Below are 16415 nucleotides of genomic sequence, written 5' to 3'. Positions count from 1 at the left end.
CTCGGTACGGGCCGGACGCCCGTCCTCGGTACGGGCCCGCCGCCCTGCCCGGGTCAGGACCGGTCGGCGGCCCCGTGCCAGGGCCGCCGCGACCGTCCCGTCAGCCCGCGCTCGGGTCGGGCTTGCCCGGGCCGCCCTCGCCGTCCGTGGCGCCGTCACCCGCGTCGTCCCGGCCGTCGCCCCGCGAGGCGCCGCCGCCGAAGCGGTTGCGCAGCTTCCCGCCCAGGTCGCCCGCCAGGTCGCCCGCGCCCCCGGCGATGTCCCCGACCAGCTTCATCAGCGGGTCCTTGCTGGTGCGCACCGATTCGGCGTAGTGCCCTGCCGACTCGCGGAAGGAGTCGGTCACCGAGGTGTCCTTGTCCTCCGAGCGCCGCGGGTAGTGCCCGTCCAGGATCCGCTGGTAGTCACGCGACTCGGCCCACTTCTTCAGCTCGGCGGCGCGGACGGTGGTGAAGGGGTGCGAGCGCGGCAGGACGTTCAGGATCTTCAGCACGGAGTCGCGCAGATCGCCGCCCTTCTCGTACTCGTCCGCCTGGGCGAGGAACGCGTCCACGTTCATCTCGTGCAGGTGGTTGCCGCCGGCGATCTTCATCAGGCCGCGCATCGAGGCCTGGAGGTCCTGGCCGACCAGCAGGCCCGCCCGGTCCGCCGACAGCTCCGACTTGCGGAACCACTCCCGCAGCGCCGTCACGATCGCCATGATCGCGACGTTGCCCAGCGGGATCCAGGCCACCTTCAGCGCCAGGCCGGTGAGGAACAGCAGTATCGTGCGGTACACCGAGTGCCCGGAGAGGGCGTGGCCCACCTCGTGGCCCACGACGGCCCGCATCTCCTCCTCGTCGAGCAGCTCCACGAGCCCGGTGGTGACCACGATGATCGGCTCGTCCAGGCCGATGCACATCGCGTTCGGCTTCGGCTCCTGGGTGACGTACATCGGCGGGACCTTCTCCAGGTCCAGGATGTAACAGGCGTCCCTGAGCATGTCGTTGAGGTGCGCGAACTGGGCGTCGCTCACCCGCACGGAGTCGGAGAGGTAGAGCAGTCGCAGGCTGCGCTCCGGCAGTAGCCCGCTGAGGGCCTTGAAGACCGTGTCGAAGCCGGTCAGCCTGCGCAGGGCGACGAGCGCCGAGCGGTCCGCCGGATGTTCGTAGGCGCGGGAGGAGATGCCGGGGAAGCGCTTGCGCTGCCTGCTCGGCACGCCGCCGGCATGGTTGTCGGACTTCTCTGTCATGGATGCCCCCTGTTCGTACGAGACCTTGCTCGTCCCCCTGACGGCGCCCAGCCTAGGGGGTGTCGTCATGCCGTGCCCGAGCCTGTGGATTCCGCGGCCGACGACAACAGCGCCAACGACTGAGTCGGCGTGAGCGTGCCCGGACCGCCCGCATACGATGTGGGCGAAGTCTCCGCTCCCATCCCCGATCGATAGGTCCTGCCGAAGATGAGCCTCCACAGCACCGCCGCCAACCTGGTCACGCTCGCCGAGGGCGCCGAGCACGGCGGCAACCACGAAAGCCTCAGCCCCTACCTCACCGGTTTCGGCGCGTTCGGTGCGCTCATGCTGCTGCTCTGGATCACCACCCGGTTCAACCGCGACCGCTGATCCGCGCCGGCCGAGCCGGGGCCGGGGATCCGGCCCGCGGATCCGGCGTTCGCCGCCGTGCCAGTAGGCTCTGCACGCATGGGAGAGCAGGAAGTGCCTACTGGCAGTCGCGGCAAGCGCCGACTCGGCGTGATGGGCGGGACGTTCGACCCGATCCATCACGGACACCTGGTGGCCGCCAGTGAGGTGGCCGCCCTGTTCCACCTCGACGAGGTGGTGTTCGTGCCGACCGGGCAGCCGTGGCAGAAGAGTCACGCGGTCGTCTCGGCGGCCGAGGACCGTTATCTGATGACGGTCATCGCCACCGCGTCCAACCCGCAGTTCTCGGTCAGCCGGATCGACATCGACCGCGGCGGACCGACGTACACCATCGACACGCTGCGGGACCTGCGCTCCCTCAACAGCGACTCGGACCTGTTCTTCATCACCGGGGCCGACGCGCTGTCGCAGATCCTCACCTGGCGGGACGCCGAGGAACTGTTCTCACTCGCGCACTTCATCGGCGTCACCCGCCCGGGCCACGACCTCACCGACGACGGCCTGCCCAAGGGCGGGGTCTCGCTGGTCGAGATCCCCGCGCTCGCGATCTCCTCCACCGACTGCCGGGCGAGGGTCGCACAGGGTGACCCGGTCTGGTATCTGGTGCCGGACGGTGTCGTGCGCTACATCGACAAGCGCCAGCTGTACCGCGGCGAGTGAGCCTCGGAGAGGGGCCCCGGTGAACGATCAGCAGAACCCGTACGACCCGTACTACCCGCAGCCGCGCATCATCGGCTACGACGCGTACGGGCAGCCGGTGTACCAGCAGGCCCCGCCGCAGGCAGAGCAGCAGTACGACCCGTACGCCCAGCCCCAGCAGCAGGAGCACGTCCAGCACCAGCAGCCCGTCCAGCAGCAGCCGGGCTACGGCTACGACGCCTACGGGCAGCCGGTGCCGCAGCAGTACGACCCGTACGCGCAGCAGCCCCCGTACGGGCAGCAGCCGCAGCAGGGCCAGGGCCGGCAGGGTTACGGCTACCCGCAGTCGCCGTCCTATGACACCGGGCAGCAGTCCTACGACACCGGGCAGGAGCCGTACGTCCAGCCCGTGCAGCAGGCCCGGCAGCAGCATCCCGGACAGCAGCAGATCGGGCAGCAGTGGGCCGTGCGGGCCGAGCCCGCCCCCGTGGCCGCCCCCGCCGGCGTCCCCGGCCAGCGCCCGGCGCCCGCCGACGACCGTGACGGCGACGAGCGCGACTACCGCACCGAGCAGTTCTCGTTCATCGAGGAGCCCGACGAGGACTCCGAGGACGTCATCGACTGGCTGAAATTCACCGAGAGCCGTTCGGAGCGTCGCGAGGAGGCCCGCCGTCGCGGACGGAACCGGCTCGTCGCCCTGGTCGTCGTCCTCGTCCTCGCCGCCGTCGGCGGTGTCGGCTACCTCTGGTCCGCGGGCAAGCTCCCCGGCACCTCCGGCGACCGGCAGCCGCGGAACGACGCCACCGGCCCGCAGAAGCGCGACACGATCGTCGTCCACCTCCACGACACCAAGGGCGGCGGCACCTCCACCGCCCTGCTGGTGGACAACACCACGACCAAACAGGGCACGACCGTCCTGCTCCCCAACTCCCTCGCCATCGCCGACGACGAGAGCTCGACGACCACCCTCGGGAAGTCCGTCGAGGACGACGGCTCCAGCGGCACCCGCGAGGCGATCGGCAACCTCCTCGGGGCCCGGATCACCGGAACCTGGCGGCTCGACACGCCCTACCTGGAGAACCTGGTCGAGCTGGTCAGCAACATCGAGGTCACCACCGACGCCGAGGTGCCCGCCGCGAAGAAGGGCGACCCGCCGCTCGTCGCCAAGGGCGAGAACCAGACACTCAACGGCCGCGCCGCCGTCGCCTACGCCACCCACCGCGCGCCCGGCGAGGCCGAGGCCAAGCAGCTGCAGCGCTTCGGCCAGGTCATGTACGGGGTGCTGCGGAAGATCTCCGACGACCCGAAGGCCGCCACGGTCACCGTCGAGACGCTCGCCCAGATCCTCGACCCCTCGCTGCCCGAGAAGGACCTCGGCGCCTCGCTCGCCAAGCTGGCCGAGCACGCCAAGGTCGGCGACCACAAGACGGCCCTGCTCCCGGTGGAGCAGGACGGCTCGCTGAGCGAGGGCGCCGCCGACAGCGTGGTGAAGGACATCCTCGGCGGAAAGGTCAGCGCTCCCGAGCAGGGCGCGGCGGCCCGCGTCGCCCTCCGCAACGGCACCGGCGACGACGGCGCCACCGAGGCCGCCCGGATCGTCCTGGTCAACGGAGGCTTCTCCTTCGCCGGCGGCTCCACCACCGGCACCGTCGAGAAGTCGCAGGTCCTCTACGCCGACGACGCCGCGAAGGCGACCGCGGTCGAGGTCGCCAAGACCCTGGGTCTCCCGGCCGGCGCGGTGAAGAAGGACAAGGCCGCCGGAAACGCCGAGGTCACCGTCGTCCTGGGGGAGGACTACAAGATCCCCGGCGCGGGCGGATGACCCGCGCGGGCGGCCGGCCGGCCGCCCGCCGCCGGGGATGCGGGGCTGTCGGCGGTACGTGAGACCCTTGAGGTGTCTCTGACCGCCGACGAAAGCCTGCTTGTGACCGCCACGGATCGCTCCATCGAGCTCGTCAACGCCGCCGCCCAGGCGGCGGCCGACCGGCTCGCGCACGACATCATCGCCTACGACGTCAGTGATGTGCTGTCGATCACCGACGCCTTCCTCGTCGCCTCCGCGCCCAACGACCGCCAGGTCAAGTCGATCGTCGACGAGATCGAGGAGCGCCTGAACAAGGAGCTCGGCGCCAAGCCGGTGCGCCGGGAGGGCGACCGCGACGCCCGCTGGATCCTGCTGGACTACGTCGACATCGTCGTCCACGTCCAGCACAGCGAGGAGCGGGTCTTCTACGCCCTGGAGCGGCTGTGGAAGGACTGCCCCGAGCTGCCCCTGCCCGAGGACGCGCTGAAGACGCGCGGCAAGGCGGAGGAGCACGCCCGCCTCACCGGCGCCGACGGAGCGGACGGTGAGCTGAGCTGAACGGCACCAAGGGCGGCAAGGGCCGCCGGATCGTCCTCTGGCGCCACGGCCAGACCTCCTGGAACCTGGAGCGCAGGTTCCAGGGCTCCACGGACATCGAACTGACCCAGGACGGGGTCGCCCAGGCCCGCAGGTCCGCCCGTCTGCTCGCCTCGCTGAAGCCGGACGCGATCATCGCCTCCGACCTCAAGCGGGCGGCGGCCACCGCGGGGGAGCTCGCCTCCCTGACCGGCCACGAGATCGCGTACGACTCCGCCCTGCGCGAGACGTACGCGGGGGAGTGGCAGGGGCTGACCCACGACGAGATCGTGGCGCGCTACGGCGAGCAGTACGCCGCCTGGAAGCGCGGCGAGCCCGTGCGCCGGGGCGGCGGAGAGCTGGAGACCGAGGTGGCCGACCGGGCCGCACCGGTCGTCCTGGAACACGTCGACAAGCTGCCCGTGGACGGCACGCTCGTCGTCGTCAGCCACGGCGGCACGATCCGCACCACCATCGGCCGCCTCCTCGGCCTGGAGGCGCGGCACTGGGAAAGCCTCGGCGGACTCTCCAACTGCTGCTGGTCGGTCCTCGGCGAGGGCGCCCGCGGCTGGCGTCTCATGGAGCACAACGCCGGCACGCTGCCCGAACCGGTCCTCGGCGACGACGACTGACCCGGTCGCCGAACCGGCCGGAGACCGGATTTCACTTTCCGGCAGGTCACAGGCTAAAGTTCTTCTTGTTCGCAGCGCGGAGCGCGAAGAACACGAGGGGCTATAGCTCAGTTGGTAGAGCGCCTGCATGGCATGCAGGAGGTCAGGAGTTCAATTCTCCTTAGCTCCACAGTCACCGAATCCCGTCCCCACCAGGGGGCGGGATTCGTCGTTTCCGGCGCGACCCCCCGCCGCCCGTCTCCGTGGCGCTCCGGCCGCCGCGACGATCTTCGGGGCGTCGAGGGGGCCAGTCCGCGGAGTCGCTGACCCCCTTGCGCGGCCATGGCAGAATCGGACGGCCGGAGGGGGACGACGGCCCGGACGGGAGGGAGCGTTGCGATGGTCGCGAGCGGTGCCGAGGATGCCGAGGTCGATGGCGTCACGGAACCCGTCGACGACCCCGCCGGCGCCGCGGAACCCGTCGACGACCACAGCGGCGCCGGGGCCCTGCTCGGCTGTCCCTCGTGCGGTTCCGCGCAGGTCGCCCAAGTGCTCGGCGACAGCGGCGGGGTGTCCTATGTGTGCACGTCCTGCGGCCACAGCTGGAGCTGAGTGATGGGTGCCCACAGGCGGAAGTGCGACTGGTGCGGCAGCGGTACGCCCATCGTGCGCGACATGGACCCCGTCAACACCGAGTACCAGTACTGGTGCGAGGAGTGCGCGCGGGCGCTGATCATAAAGGGCGACCCGATCGAGACCTACCGCGAGCTGGAGGGTGAGCCGATCTACGGCCGGCTCCTCGACGAGCACTGCACCCTCAAGCGGTTCTACTCCTTCGCCACCGCCTGACGGCGTAGCCCACGAACAGCGCCGTCATCGTCAGCGGATAGACGGCGGAGAGCACCATCTGGCCGGGCGTCTGGTCCAGCTCGGGCCGCCCCGGGTCGTGGGGCACCCACCACAGCGCGAACGAGGCGAAGACGAGCGCCACGGGCGCCAGGACCGGCCACACCGGTCGCACCCGCTCCGCGAGGAGGAGCAGCAGCGGTACGCACCACACCCAGTGATGGGACCAGGAGATCGGGCTGATCATCAGCGCCGTGACCGCGCAGACCACCACGGCCGACGCCTTGTCCCGGCGCAGCGCCGCCCGTACCGCGAGCACCATCGCCGCACCGCCGAGGACCGCGGCGACGACCGCCCACCACATCCCCGGGTCGTCGGTGTGCATCAGCCGGGCGAGGACCCCGCGCAGGGACTGGTTGGCGGTCTCCTCGGCGAAGCCGACCCGGCCGCTCTCGAAGAGCGTCCCAGTCCAGAAGCGCCGCGAGTCGGACGGCAGCGCCAGCGCCCCGACCGCGGTCGCGGCGAGGAACGTCGCCGTGGCCGTGGCGGCCGTGCGCAGCCACGGGTTCCAGCCCCTCTCGCGGCGCCACAGGAGCAGACCGGTGACGAGGAGGAGCACGACGAAGAGTCCGGGTGTGAGCTTCACCGCAGTGGCGAGGCCGATGCCGACGCCGGCCCAGCGGTGACCGGTCCGCCGGGTGAGGTCCCACAGGACCGCGACCGCGATCAGCAGGTTGATCTGCCCGTACCGCAGCGTCGTCCACACCGGCTCGCACCAGACCACGACCGCGGCCACCCAGAGGGTCCTGCGCCACAGCTCCTCGCGTGCCTGGACCGGGCGGACCAGCTGGAGCGAGAGCTGGACCAGCGCGATCACGAGGAGCAGGTTCCCGGCGGTGGTGAGCGTCCGCATCAGAGGGACGCTCACCAGTGTCAGCGGGACGAACAGCAGCCCCGCGACGGGCGGATAGGTCATGGCGAGGTTCGCCGAGGTGGCGCGCATCGCGTAGAGGTCGCCACCGGCGCGGACCGTCTCCCCCTCGGCCCGGTAGACCATCACGTCGAGCATGTTCACGTGGGCGAGGCGCTGGGCCACCCAGAAGGCGGCGAAGGAGATCAGGCACACCGCGGCCGCGGTGGCGAGGGGCCACTGGCGGGCGCGGGCTCGGGCGAGGGCGGACACGGTCACAGAGGGGGACCTTACCTGCCGCCGTCGGACCGCCCGGGAAACGATTTGGCGATCCCCCGGGGGGCCGGTTAATGTTCTGTCTGTCGCCGCGGGGGAAACCCGGAGCGGGGGCGGAACGCAAGGGGCTATAGCTCAGTTGGTAGAGCGCCTGCATGGCATGCAGGAGGTCAGGAGTTCAATTCTCCTTAGCTCCACAGAAGAGAAGCGGGTCATCCGATAGAGGATGACCCGCTTCTTCGTGTGCCCGCGAGGGGGCGGGCGTGCGGCAGGGGCGGGCGCGGGGACGAGACGTACGCGGCAGGGATGTGACGTACGCGGCAAAGGGCAGGGGGGAGGGCCGGGAGACGCGGCCCCCGGCCCGCCGCGCCCGGGCCGGGCGGTCGGACCGGGCCCGCAGGTCGGCCCCGGTCCCGGCCTCACCCCCCGACGTGCCGTCAGCCCCGGCCCGGGCCCAGGGCCTTGCGGCCCGTCACGGGCGGCAGCGCGGCCTGTTCCCGGGGCGGCGCCTCGATCCGCAGCGCCAGCGCCGGACAGCGGCGAACGGCGCGCTGCGCACGCCCCCGCAGATGCATCGGCACGGAGGCGTCGGCGAGCGCCGGGTATCCGTCCGGGCCCAGCCTGATCAGCTCCGGCACGATGTCCGCGCACAGGCCGTGGCCCTGACACAGCGTCCAGTCCACGGCCAGCTTCTCGCCGCTCGGGATCGACTCCTCCGCGTCCTGGTAGCCCGCAGCGGGCAGCGGCAGCACCCCGATCGTCGGCCGGCCGCACCCCCCGTCGAGGACATGGGCCGCCAGGTCGTCCGTGAACGCCGACAGCGTCGAGGCGAAGAAGCGGGCCGAACCGTCCGGGTGCTTGCACGCCCCCCGCCCCTTCACGGCCTGGGTCACCTCCCGCAGCGCCTCGAGCGCCGCCGGGCCGCCTCCGTTCAACACGTCCGAAAGGCCGCCCGCCGCCGCGGGCAGACCGAGCCGGCACGGGCCGCACTGGCCGGCCGTCTCCGCCGCCAGCCAGTTCGCGACGCGCAGCGACTCGCCGAGCGGGCAGGTCTCGGGGCCGATCGGCAGGATCGCCCCGGCGCCCAGGGCGCCGCCGACGGCCGCCATCGAGGCGCGCGAGACGACGGCGTTGTGGACGGCCGTCGAGTCGATCCAGTTGCCGTGGTACCCGCCCGTGAGGACGCCCTGCGGCAGCGGCGGGGCCCCGGCCAGCATCAGGACGTACCGCAGCGGGACGCCCGTCGGGACCTCGACCACCATGGGACGCGCGACCGCGCCCGAGATCGTGAGCAGGACGGTGCCGGGCTCGGTGTCCAGACCGGAGTGGCCGAAGCGGCGGGGGCCGATCCGGCCGGCGATCGCCAGCTGCGCGAACGTCTCCGCGTTGGAGAGCAGCGTGGGCAGCCCGCCCACCCCCGACTCCGCCGCCCGCTCGCGGCGGCCCTGCGGCAGGGCCGGCCCGCCGCCGGCCGCGCGGATGACCGCGGACGCCTCACCGGAGACCATCCGCTCGGGCGTCCGCACGACGCGCGCCCGCAGCGCCTGTCCGCGGCGGTCCGAGAGACCTCGCTCGGCCAGCGCCGACCGGACGGAGATCTCCGTGGAGTTGCGCGTCACGGCGACGATCAGGGTCCGGGCGCCGAGGGCCTCCGCGGCCAGCAGGGCACCGTCCAGGATCAGGTGCGGGGCCCGGTTGAGGAGCACCGTGTCCTTCCTGCAGGCCGGCTCCCCCTCACTGCCGTTGACCACCACGACAGGGCGCACCCCGCGGCGGATCGCCGCCTGGCCGACGGCTCTGAGCTTGCGGCCGAAGGGAAAACCGGCGCCACCGCGCCCCTTCAGGGATATGTCGTCCGCGAGCTGGGCCAGCACCTCGCCGCCCATGGGCTCCAGCGGCCCGTGCACCTTCAGATGCATGCCGAGATTCAACCGCTCGACCAGGTCGAAGCCCTGGGTGAGCTGCGGCAGCCCGACCACGCGGACCTCGGGGACGTCGGGAAGCGGAACGTTCACAGGCGGTCCCCTCCCGGTGCCGTCCAGGGCTCGCCCGCCGGCGGCGGGGTCGCGTAGGTCGGCATCGGCGGCGACGGCGTGGGCCAGTAGCCGGGGCGGGGAGAGGGGTCGCGGGGCGGAAGATCGGGGACGACGGGAAGCTCCTCGGTCATCGGGACGCGCTCGGCCAGCGGGGGGCCGGACGCGTCGGGGGCGGGTGCGCCCGGGGCGGGGAAGGGACTGCGCGAGACCACGCGGTAGGCGGCCGAGAAACCGGCGCCCGCGCGCGGGGGCGCCTGCGCCCCCTCGTCCGGCCCGGGGGCCGCCGCCTCGTACCGGGGCGGCGTGGCCTCGTAGCGCGGTGGCGCCGTCTCGTACAGCTCGGGCGCGGCCTCGTACAACTGCGGTACGGGCGGGGGGAGCGGTGCGTTCAACGGGGGGCGGGCGACGGGGCGGTCCAGCCACTCGGCGGACAGGGTCGGAGGCTCGTCACGGCTCTCCTCGACCGGGCCCCGGTCCCGCCCGCCGGGGAAGGCGGCGGACGACGCGGCCGCGGCGGACGGGCCGGACGCCGCGTGCTGCCCGCCGCTCCGGGAGCCGCGCCGACGTCCTTCCACGGCGGCGAGGAGCGCGGCGAGCCGTTCGGCGAGCTCGCGCTGCGTGGGGGCGGGCAGCAGCCGCAGCGAGACGGCGGCGGCGACCGCCGCCAGCGCGAGGCAGTACATGACGACGACCCAGGTGGCCGCCTGCCGGCCCGCGTACAGGCCGTGGACCAGGGCGAAGCACCAGGCGGGGTAGGCCAGCATGTGCAGCGGACGCCAGCGGGCGGCGAACCCGCCGCGGCCGGCCAGGGTGCTCCGCAGTGCGCCGGTCGCGGCGGCGATCACCATCAGCAGTCCGGCGAGCGAGCCGAAGCCGACGAGTCCCGCCGCGCCGGTGACGCCGAGGCCGAACGGGATCAGCGCCCCGATCGGTTCGACATGGCCCAGGGAGACCTTGACCGTGCCGTGCAGCAGCAGGAAGCCGAGGGAGGCGATGGCGGTGGCCCGGTGGACGCCCTGTGCGAGAAGGCGGTGCCGGGTGGAGAGCAGCAGGCGGTCGCTGGCTATGAGGCCCCAGGCGACCGAGGCCGTCAGGGAGACCAGCGAGAGCACGCCGGTGGTGAAATCGAGCGCGGCGCGGAAAGCGTCGCTGCCGCCTATGGCGAGCAGCGGAATGATCACCAGTGCCGCGACCGAAAGTCCGCCCCGAACCGGCCGGCTCATACCGGTTCGCGTGACGGGAGAAGTACGGATCTTGCGATGAGGGTTCATGGGGGCGACTCCGGAATGGTGCGGATAAGCGGTCCCGTTGCCGCATGCTAAGTCGCTCCATACCAGGCAGTAGGGGGTTTGCTCGTTTACGGGGCGCCCGGAGGACAACTGACTCTGGGGTTGCCCCGGATAGGGTCGTTACGCGGAGTAACCCGGACGCCGTGCGCGCCGCTCGGGCCGGAGCGGGCGGGGACACGCAGGTGCGGAGGGGTCCGGCCCGGGGGGTGGAACGCCGGTGCGGGCCGCTCGGGCCCTGCGGTACCCTGACGCCATGCGTGCCGTACGCCTTCTGCTTAGCGAGCCGCGCTGATCAGTCCCGACGGATGAAAGATCCGGTCGGAATCGGCGCGGCGTCCCCTCCTGTGCGAGGGGATTTTTCATTTCGTGGCATTGCGTGGCAGTGGGCAGAGACGATCGATGGAGCTTCAGGGATCATGAGCGAGATGAATTCGGCTGCCGAGACGGCGGCCCCGCATCGTTATACGGCGGCCATGGCCGCCGACATCGAGGCACGCTGGCAGGACTTCTGGGACGCCGAGGGCACCTACGAGGCGCCGAACCCCTCCGGCGACCTGGCGGGCGACCCGGAGACCGCCGCACGGCCCAAGAAGTTCATCATGGACATGTTCCCGTACCCCTCCGGTGCGGGCCTGCACGTCGGTCACCCGCTGGGCTACATCGCCACGGACGTCTACGCCCGCCACCAGCGCATGACCGGCCACAACGTCCTGCACACCCTGGGCTTCGACGCCTTCGGCCTGCCGGCGGAGCAGTACGCCGTGCAGACGGGCACGCACCCGCGCGTGTCCACCGAGGCCAACATGGAGAACATGAAGGTCCAGCTGCGCCGGCTGGGCCTGGGCCACGACAAGCGCCGGTCGTTCGCCACGATCGACCCGGAGTACTACAAGTGGACCCAGTGGATCTTCCTGCAGATCTTCAACTCCTGGTACGACGAGGAGGCGGGCAGGGCCCGTCCGATCGCCGAGCTGGTCGAGCAGTTCGAGAACGGCACCCGTGACATCCCCGGCACGCGCGCGTGGAGCCAGCTGAGCCCCGCCGAGCGCTCCGACGTCCTGGGCGAGTACCGCCTGGCGTACGCCTCCGACGCGCCCGTCAACTGGTGCCCCGGCCTGGGCACGGTCCTGGCCAACGAGGAGGTCACCGCCGACGGCCGCTCCGAGCGCGGCAACTTCCCCGTCTTCAAGGCCAAGCTGCGCCAGTGGAACATGCGCATCACCGCCTACGCGGACCGTCTGCTGGACGACCTGGACGCGCTGGACTGGCCCGAGGCCATCAAGCTGCAGCAGCGCAACTGGATCGGCCGCTCCGAGGGCGCCCGTGTCGACTTCCGGGTCGGCGACGCCGGCGCCATCACCGTCTTCACCACCCGCCAGGACACCCTGTTCGGCGCCACCTACATGGTCCTGGCCCCGGAACACGACCTGGTCGAGAAGATCGTCCCGGCCGCCTGGCCCGAGGACACCCACGACGTGTGGACCGGCGGGCACGCCACGCCGGCCGAGGCCGTCGACGCCTACCGCAAGCAGGCCGCCTCCAAGTCCGACGTCGAGCGCCAGGCCGAGGCCAAGGACAAGACCGGCGTCTTCACCGGCGCGTACGCGATCAACCCGGTCAGTGGCGAGCGCGTCCCCGTCTTCATCGCCGACTACGTCCTGATGGGCTACGGCACCGGCGCGATCATGGCCGTCCCGGCGCACGACTCCCGGGACTTCGCCTTCGCCCGCGCCTTCGAGCTGCCGATGCGCTGCGTCGTCCAGCCCTCGGACGACCGCGGCACCGACCCCTCCACCTGGGACGACGCCTTCTCCTCGTACGAGGCGAAGCTGGTGAACTCCGCGAACGACGAGATCTCCCTGGACGGCCTGGGCGTCGTCGACGCCAAGGCGAGGATCACCGCCTGGCTGGCCGACCGCGGCATCGGCGAAGGCACCGTCAACTTCCGTCTGCGGGACTGGCTGTTCAGCCGCCAGCGCTACTGGGGCGAGCCCTTCCCGATCGTCTACGACGAGGACGGCGTCGCGCACTCGCTGCCCGAGTCGATGCTGCCGCTGGAGCTGCCGGAGGTCGAGGACTACTCCCCGCGCACCTTCGACCCGGACGACGCCGACACCCAGCCCGAGACCCCGCTGTCGCGCAACGAGGACTGGGTCAACGTCACCCTGGACCTGGGCGACGGGCCGAAGAAGTACCGCCGCGAGACCAACACCATGCCCAACTGGGCCGGTTCCTGCTGGTACGAGCTGCGCTACCTGGACCCGAACAACTCCGAGAAGCTGGTCGACCCCGCCATCGAGCAGTACTGGATGGGCCCGCGCGAAGGCATGCCGACCGGCGGCGTCGACCTGTACGTCGGCGGCGCCGAGCACGCCGTACTGCACCTGCTGTACGCCCGGTTCTGGTCCAAGGTGCTGTTCGACCTGGGCCACGTCTCCTCCGCCGAGCCGTTCCACAAGCTCTACAACCAGGGCATGATCCAGGCCTTCGTCTACCGCGACGCGCGCGGGATCGCCGTCCCGGCGGCCGAGGTGGAGGAGCGTGACGGCGGCTTCTGGTACCAGGGCGAGAAGGTCAGCCGCGTCCTGGGCAAGATGGGCAAGTCCCTGAAGAACGCCGTCACCCCGGACGAGATCTGCGCCGAGTACGGCGCCGACACGCTGCGCCTGTACGAGATGGCCATGGGCCCCCTGGACGTCTCCCGGCCGTGGGACACGCGCGCGGTGGTCGGCCAGTACCGGCTGCTGCAGCGCCTGTGGCGCAACATCGTCGACGAGTCGACCGGTGAGGTCACCGTCGTGGACACCGCGCCCGACGAGGACACGCTGCGCGCCCTGCACAAGGCCATCGACGGCGTCTCGCAGGACATGGCGGCCATGCGCTTCAATACCGCCATCGCCAAGGTCACCGAGCTGAACAACCACCTGACGAAGGCGGGCGGCGCGGTCTCCCGGCCGGTCGCCGAGCAACTGGTGCTGCTGGTCGCCCCGCTGGCCCCGCACATCGCCGAGGAGCTGTGGCGCAAGCTGGGCCACACCGGCTCGGTCGTCCACCAGGACTTCCCGGCGGCCGACCCGGCGTACGTCGTGGACGAGACGGTGACCTGCGTCGTCCAGATCAAGGGCAAGGTCAAGGCGCGCCTGGAGGTCTCCCCGTCGATCACCGACGCGGAGCTGGAGGCGCTGGCACTGGGCGACGCGCACGTGGTCGCGGCGCTGGGCGGGGCGCAGGTCCGCAAGGTGATCGTGCGCGCGCCGAAGCTGGTCAACATCGTCGCCTAGGGATATCCGGAAGGTATCGGCGTCCGCCCGGAGGGCGGGCGCCGCGACCCGGACGAGACGTGACGGACACGGCCTAGGACAGGCCGGACAGCGCCGTCGCGGCCCCGGCGGGAGGCCGAGGCCGCGACCCGGCGAGGTGTGAGGGGTTTCCCCTACGGGCAGGTTGGGGGTTCCGATGGAACCCTCGGCCTGCCCCTTCCGTTTACCGTGGAGGAACGACAACCGCGGGAACTCGACCGCCGAGGACTCGAAACCGCCGGAGGGGCGCACATGGAAGCCGTCATCGTGATCCTGGCGCTGCTCTTCTTCGCCTTCGTGGCGCTGGGGGTGTACGCCACGGTGAAGGTCGCCAAGGCCGCCAAGCGCGGCGTCGACCGCACGATCACACAGGCCCGGCGCACGGTCGAGGACACGACGCTGCGCGCCAAGAGCTTCGGCCAGGTCGGCGTCGCCGGCGAACTGGCCCAGCTGCGTCTTTCGCTGCGCACGTCGATGCGGGCCACGCAGGAGGCCCTGCGAGCGGGTGTCGCGGAGGACGCCTCGCTGAAGGAGACCCTCGACCTCTTCCACCGGCTGAGCGCCCACGGGCAGGAGCTGGACGGTGAGCTCAAGCGGCTGGAGCGGGAGCCGGACCGGGTGAGGGTGTCCGGCCAGCTCGCCGATCTGCGGCAGCGCACCGAGCAGATCACGAGGTCGGCGGACTCCCTGCGCTGGGCGGCCAGGGACCGGGCGCAGAAGTTCGCCGAGGACGACCTGTCCTCGCTGAGCGCGCAGATCGACGTGGAGGCCGGGGCCCTGCGCCACTGGTCGGACGCGGACGCGCGGGGGCGCGACGCGGCCGACTTCTCCTGGCCCGAAGCGGGTACGGCGGAGCCGGAGGCCGCGCGGGAACAGGTCTGGCCCGCGGAATCCGACGCGGAGCCCGAGGCGTCCGGCACGCAGGGCGCGACCGGGGCGAACGGCGGCGAACGGGACCGTCAGGCTCCGCCCGCGATCACCGGGCGCGACCCGCGCCAGGCGGGCTATCCGTGGGAGAAGTCGGCGCGGCCGGAGACCACCACCTGACGCGAGTGGTCGCCGGGCGGGGGCCGGGCTGCCGTGGGGCGGTCTCGGCGGGTAACCTCCCGCTCATGTCCCGGCATGTCGCGATCGTCACCGATTCCACGGCCTACCTGCCACCCCAGACGATGGAGCGGCACGGCATCACAGCAGTGCCGCTGACGGTCGTCATCGGTGACCGGGCCCTTGAGGAAGGCACCGAGATCTCGGCGCGCTCCCTGGCCCAGGCCCTCCAGAAGCGACGGCCGGTGACCACCTCGCGGCCGAGCCCCGAGGTCTTCGCGGCCACCTATCGCTCCCTGGCCGAGGCCGGCGCGGGGAGCATCGTCTCGCTCCATCTCTCCGGCGAGTTCTCCGGTACGTACGACGCCGCCGTCCTGGCGGCCAAGGACGCTCCCGTACCCGTACGGGTCGTGGACACCCGCATGGTCGGGATGGCGCTCGGGTTCTGCGCGCTGGCGGCGGCCGAGGTCGTGGAGGCGGGCGGCTCGCTCGACGAGGCCGTCGCGGCGGCCGAGAAGCGAGCCTCGGGCACCTCCGCCTTCTTCTACGTCGACACGCTGGAGTACCTCCGCAGGGGAGGGCGCATCGGAGCCGCCCAGGCGTTGCTGGGCTCCGCGCTCGCGGTGAAGCCCCTCCTCGAACTCGACGGCGGGCGGATCGAACTGCGCGAGAAGGTACGCACGGCGTCGAAGGCGATCGCCCGTCTCGAGGAGATCGCCGTGGAGCGGGCGGGGACCGGGCCGGTGGACGTCGCCGTGCACCACCTGTCCGCGCCCGAGCGGGCCGCCGTCCTGGCCGACCGCCTGCGGGCGCGGATGACCGGGGTGGAGGCCTTGCAGGTGAGCGAAGTGGGAGCGGTGATCGGCGCCCACACGGGGCCCGGGCTCCTGGCCGTCGTGGTCTCGCCCCGCTGACCGTGCTCTGTCCTCTTCCTCGGGCGGGTCTTTCCCTCGGTGAGCCTTCCCTCGTGTGAGTGACGGAGTTATCCACAACTGGCCCTCTCTGCACCGAAATAGAGAGGTCTCGGCCGGTTGCGGTCGACGTGCCTACCGTCTTGTCCATGGCTCTTCGCACACCTTCCGACTCACGTCCGACGTCGTCCGTACCGTCCGCGTCGCCCCCGCCTGCCGCGCCCTCGGCCTCCTCGGGAGCGCGCGCTTCCTCCTTGCCGGCCACGGCACCCGTGCCTTCCGGGCAGCGGGCCCCGGCGGCGGTGCCGCGCGCGAGGACCTCGGCCGCGACCAGTGGTCCCGGGCGGGCGCCCGGGTCGGACGGCCGGTCCCGTGGCGGCGGGCGCGGCTCGCCTCCCGGGCGTTCCCCGCGGCGGGTCCGTAGAAGGCGCGCGCTCGCGGCGGCCGCCGCGGCCGTCAGGGAGCGGGGCGAGGCCCTCTTCCCGCCCGCCGGGGATCCCGGCCCCGCCGATCCTCCTGCCTCCACTGTCGTCGC

At 72.1% G+C, this 16415-nt stretch carries 14 protein-coding genes and 2 tRNA genes; 12 read left to right on the top strand and 4 right to left on the bottom strand.

The features are described from left to right. Window positions 1-100: 100 nt before the first annotated feature. Complete coding sequence (locus tag ACZ68P_RS03765) at window positions 101-1231, bottom strand: M48 family metallopeptidase (RefSeq protein WP_471002032.1); 1131 nt, start codon at window positions 1229-1231, stop codon at window positions 101-103. Window positions 1232-1438: 207 nt separating this feature from the next. On the opposite strand from ACZ68P_RS03765, the gene ACZ68P_RS03760 reads away from it, so the two are divergent. The 8 genes from ACZ68P_RS03760 to ACZ68P_RS03725 all read left to right on the top strand — a co-directional run bounded on the left by ACZ68P_RS03760 (window position 1439) and on the right by ACZ68P_RS03725 (window position 6118). Continuing rightward, on the top strand, window positions 1439-1600 hold the full coding sequence (locus ACZ68P_RS03760; RefSeq protein WP_391142595.1) for a hypothetical protein: 162 nt from the start codon (window positions 1439-1441) through the stop codon (window positions 1598-1600). A gap of 78 nt (window positions 1601-1678) precedes the next feature. Then, window positions 1679-2299, top strand: coding sequence for a nicotinate-nucleotide adenylyltransferase (gene nadD, locus ACZ68P_RS03755; RefSeq protein ID WP_471002029.1), 621 nt, complete (start codon window positions 1679-1681; stop codon window positions 2297-2299). 19 nt (window positions 2300-2318) lie between these two features. After that, the gene (locus ACZ68P_RS03750; RefSeq protein WP_471002026.1) at window positions 2319-4100 is read left to right on the top strand and encodes an LCP family protein; all 1782 of its coding nucleotides are present in this window, start codon (window positions 2319-2321) and stop codon (window positions 4098-4100) included. Window positions 4101-4202: 102 nt separating this feature from the next. Further along, window positions 4203-4640, top strand: coding sequence for a ribosome silencing factor (rsfS, locus tag ACZ68P_RS03745; protein ID WP_365719428.1), 438 nt, complete (start codon window positions 4203-4205; stop codon window positions 4638-4640). Beyond that, complete coding sequence (locus ACZ68P_RS03740; protein ID WP_471002442.1) at window positions 4637-5290, top strand: histidine phosphatase family protein; 654 nt, start codon at window positions 4637-4639, stop codon at window positions 5288-5290. Before rsfS ends, ACZ68P_RS03740 begins: the two co-directional genes overlap by 4 nt. A gap of 96 nt (window positions 5291-5386) precedes the next feature. Continuing rightward, window positions 5387-5459: transfer RNA gene (locus ACZ68P_RS03735), tRNA-Ala, on the top strand. A 209-nt stretch (window positions 5460-5668) separates the two neighbouring features. After that, entirely contained in the window at window positions 5669-5881 is a 213-nt protein-coding gene (locus tag ACZ68P_RS03730; RefSeq protein WP_471002023.1) for a hypothetical protein, read from the top strand. Window positions 5882-5884: 3 nt separating this feature from the next. Beyond that, entirely contained in the window at window positions 5885-6118 is a 234-nt protein-coding gene (locus ACZ68P_RS03725; RefSeq protein WP_137989347.1) for a hypothetical protein, read from the top strand. Here ACZ68P_RS03725 and ACZ68P_RS03720 read toward each other — a convergent pair. Then, a complete protein-coding gene (locus ACZ68P_RS03720; protein WP_471002020.1) occupies window positions 6087-7304 on the bottom strand; it encodes a glycosyltransferase 87 family protein in 1218 nt (405 codons plus the stop codon). The two genes, ACZ68P_RS03725 and ACZ68P_RS03720, sit on opposite strands and share 32 nt — an antisense overlap. A gap of 121 nt (window positions 7305-7425) precedes the next feature. On the opposite strand from ACZ68P_RS03720, the gene ACZ68P_RS03715 reads away from it, so the two are divergent. Further along, window positions 7426-7498 (top strand) — tRNA-Ala (locus ACZ68P_RS03715). A 240-nt stretch (window positions 7499-7738) separates the two neighbouring features. Here the strand turns inward: ACZ68P_RS03715 and ACZ68P_RS03710 are convergent. Further along, complete coding sequence (locus ACZ68P_RS03710; RefSeq protein ID WP_471002017.1) at window positions 7739-9316, bottom strand: NADH-ubiquinone oxidoreductase-F iron-sulfur binding region domain-containing protein; 1578 nt, start codon at window positions 9314-9316, stop codon at window positions 7739-7741. Then, window positions 9313-10560, bottom strand: a complete 1248-nt coding sequence (locus ACZ68P_RS03705) for a hypothetical protein (RefSeq protein ID WP_471002014.1) — start codon at window positions 10558-10560, stop codon at window positions 9313-9315. The genes ACZ68P_RS03710 and ACZ68P_RS03705 overlap by 4 nt, the downstream gene beginning before the upstream one ends. 482 nt (window positions 10561-11042) lie before the next feature. On the opposite strand from ACZ68P_RS03705, the gene leuS reads away from it, so the two are divergent. The 3 genes from leuS to ACZ68P_RS03690 all read left to right on the top strand — a co-directional run bounded on the left by leuS (window position 11043) and on the right by ACZ68P_RS03690 (window position 15883). Next, window positions 11043-13907 carry a leucine--tRNA ligase gene (gene leuS, locus ACZ68P_RS03700; RefSeq protein ID WP_471002011.1) on the top strand — a complete coding sequence of 955 codons (2865 nt, stop codon included), beginning with the start codon at window positions 11043-11045 and terminating at the stop codon, window positions 13905-13907. 270 nt (window positions 13908-14177) lie between these two features. Beyond that, on the top strand, window positions 14178-14972 hold the full coding sequence (locus ACZ68P_RS03695; protein WP_471002009.1) for a hypothetical protein: 795 nt from the start codon (window positions 14178-14180) through the stop codon (window positions 14970-14972). A gap of 65 nt (window positions 14973-15037) precedes the next feature. Next, window positions 15038-15883: a DegV family protein gene (locus ACZ68P_RS03690; RefSeq protein WP_471002007.1), complete on the top strand. Its 846-nt coding sequence runs from the start codon at window positions 15038-15040 to the stop codon at window positions 15881-15883. Window positions 15884-16415 lie beyond the last annotated feature (532 nt).

The organism is Streptomyces sp. NPDC036822, assembly GCF_055609145.1.
The sequence above is the reverse complement of the archived record's forward strand: the minus strand, read 5'-3'. Positions and strand labels throughout refer to the sequence as shown.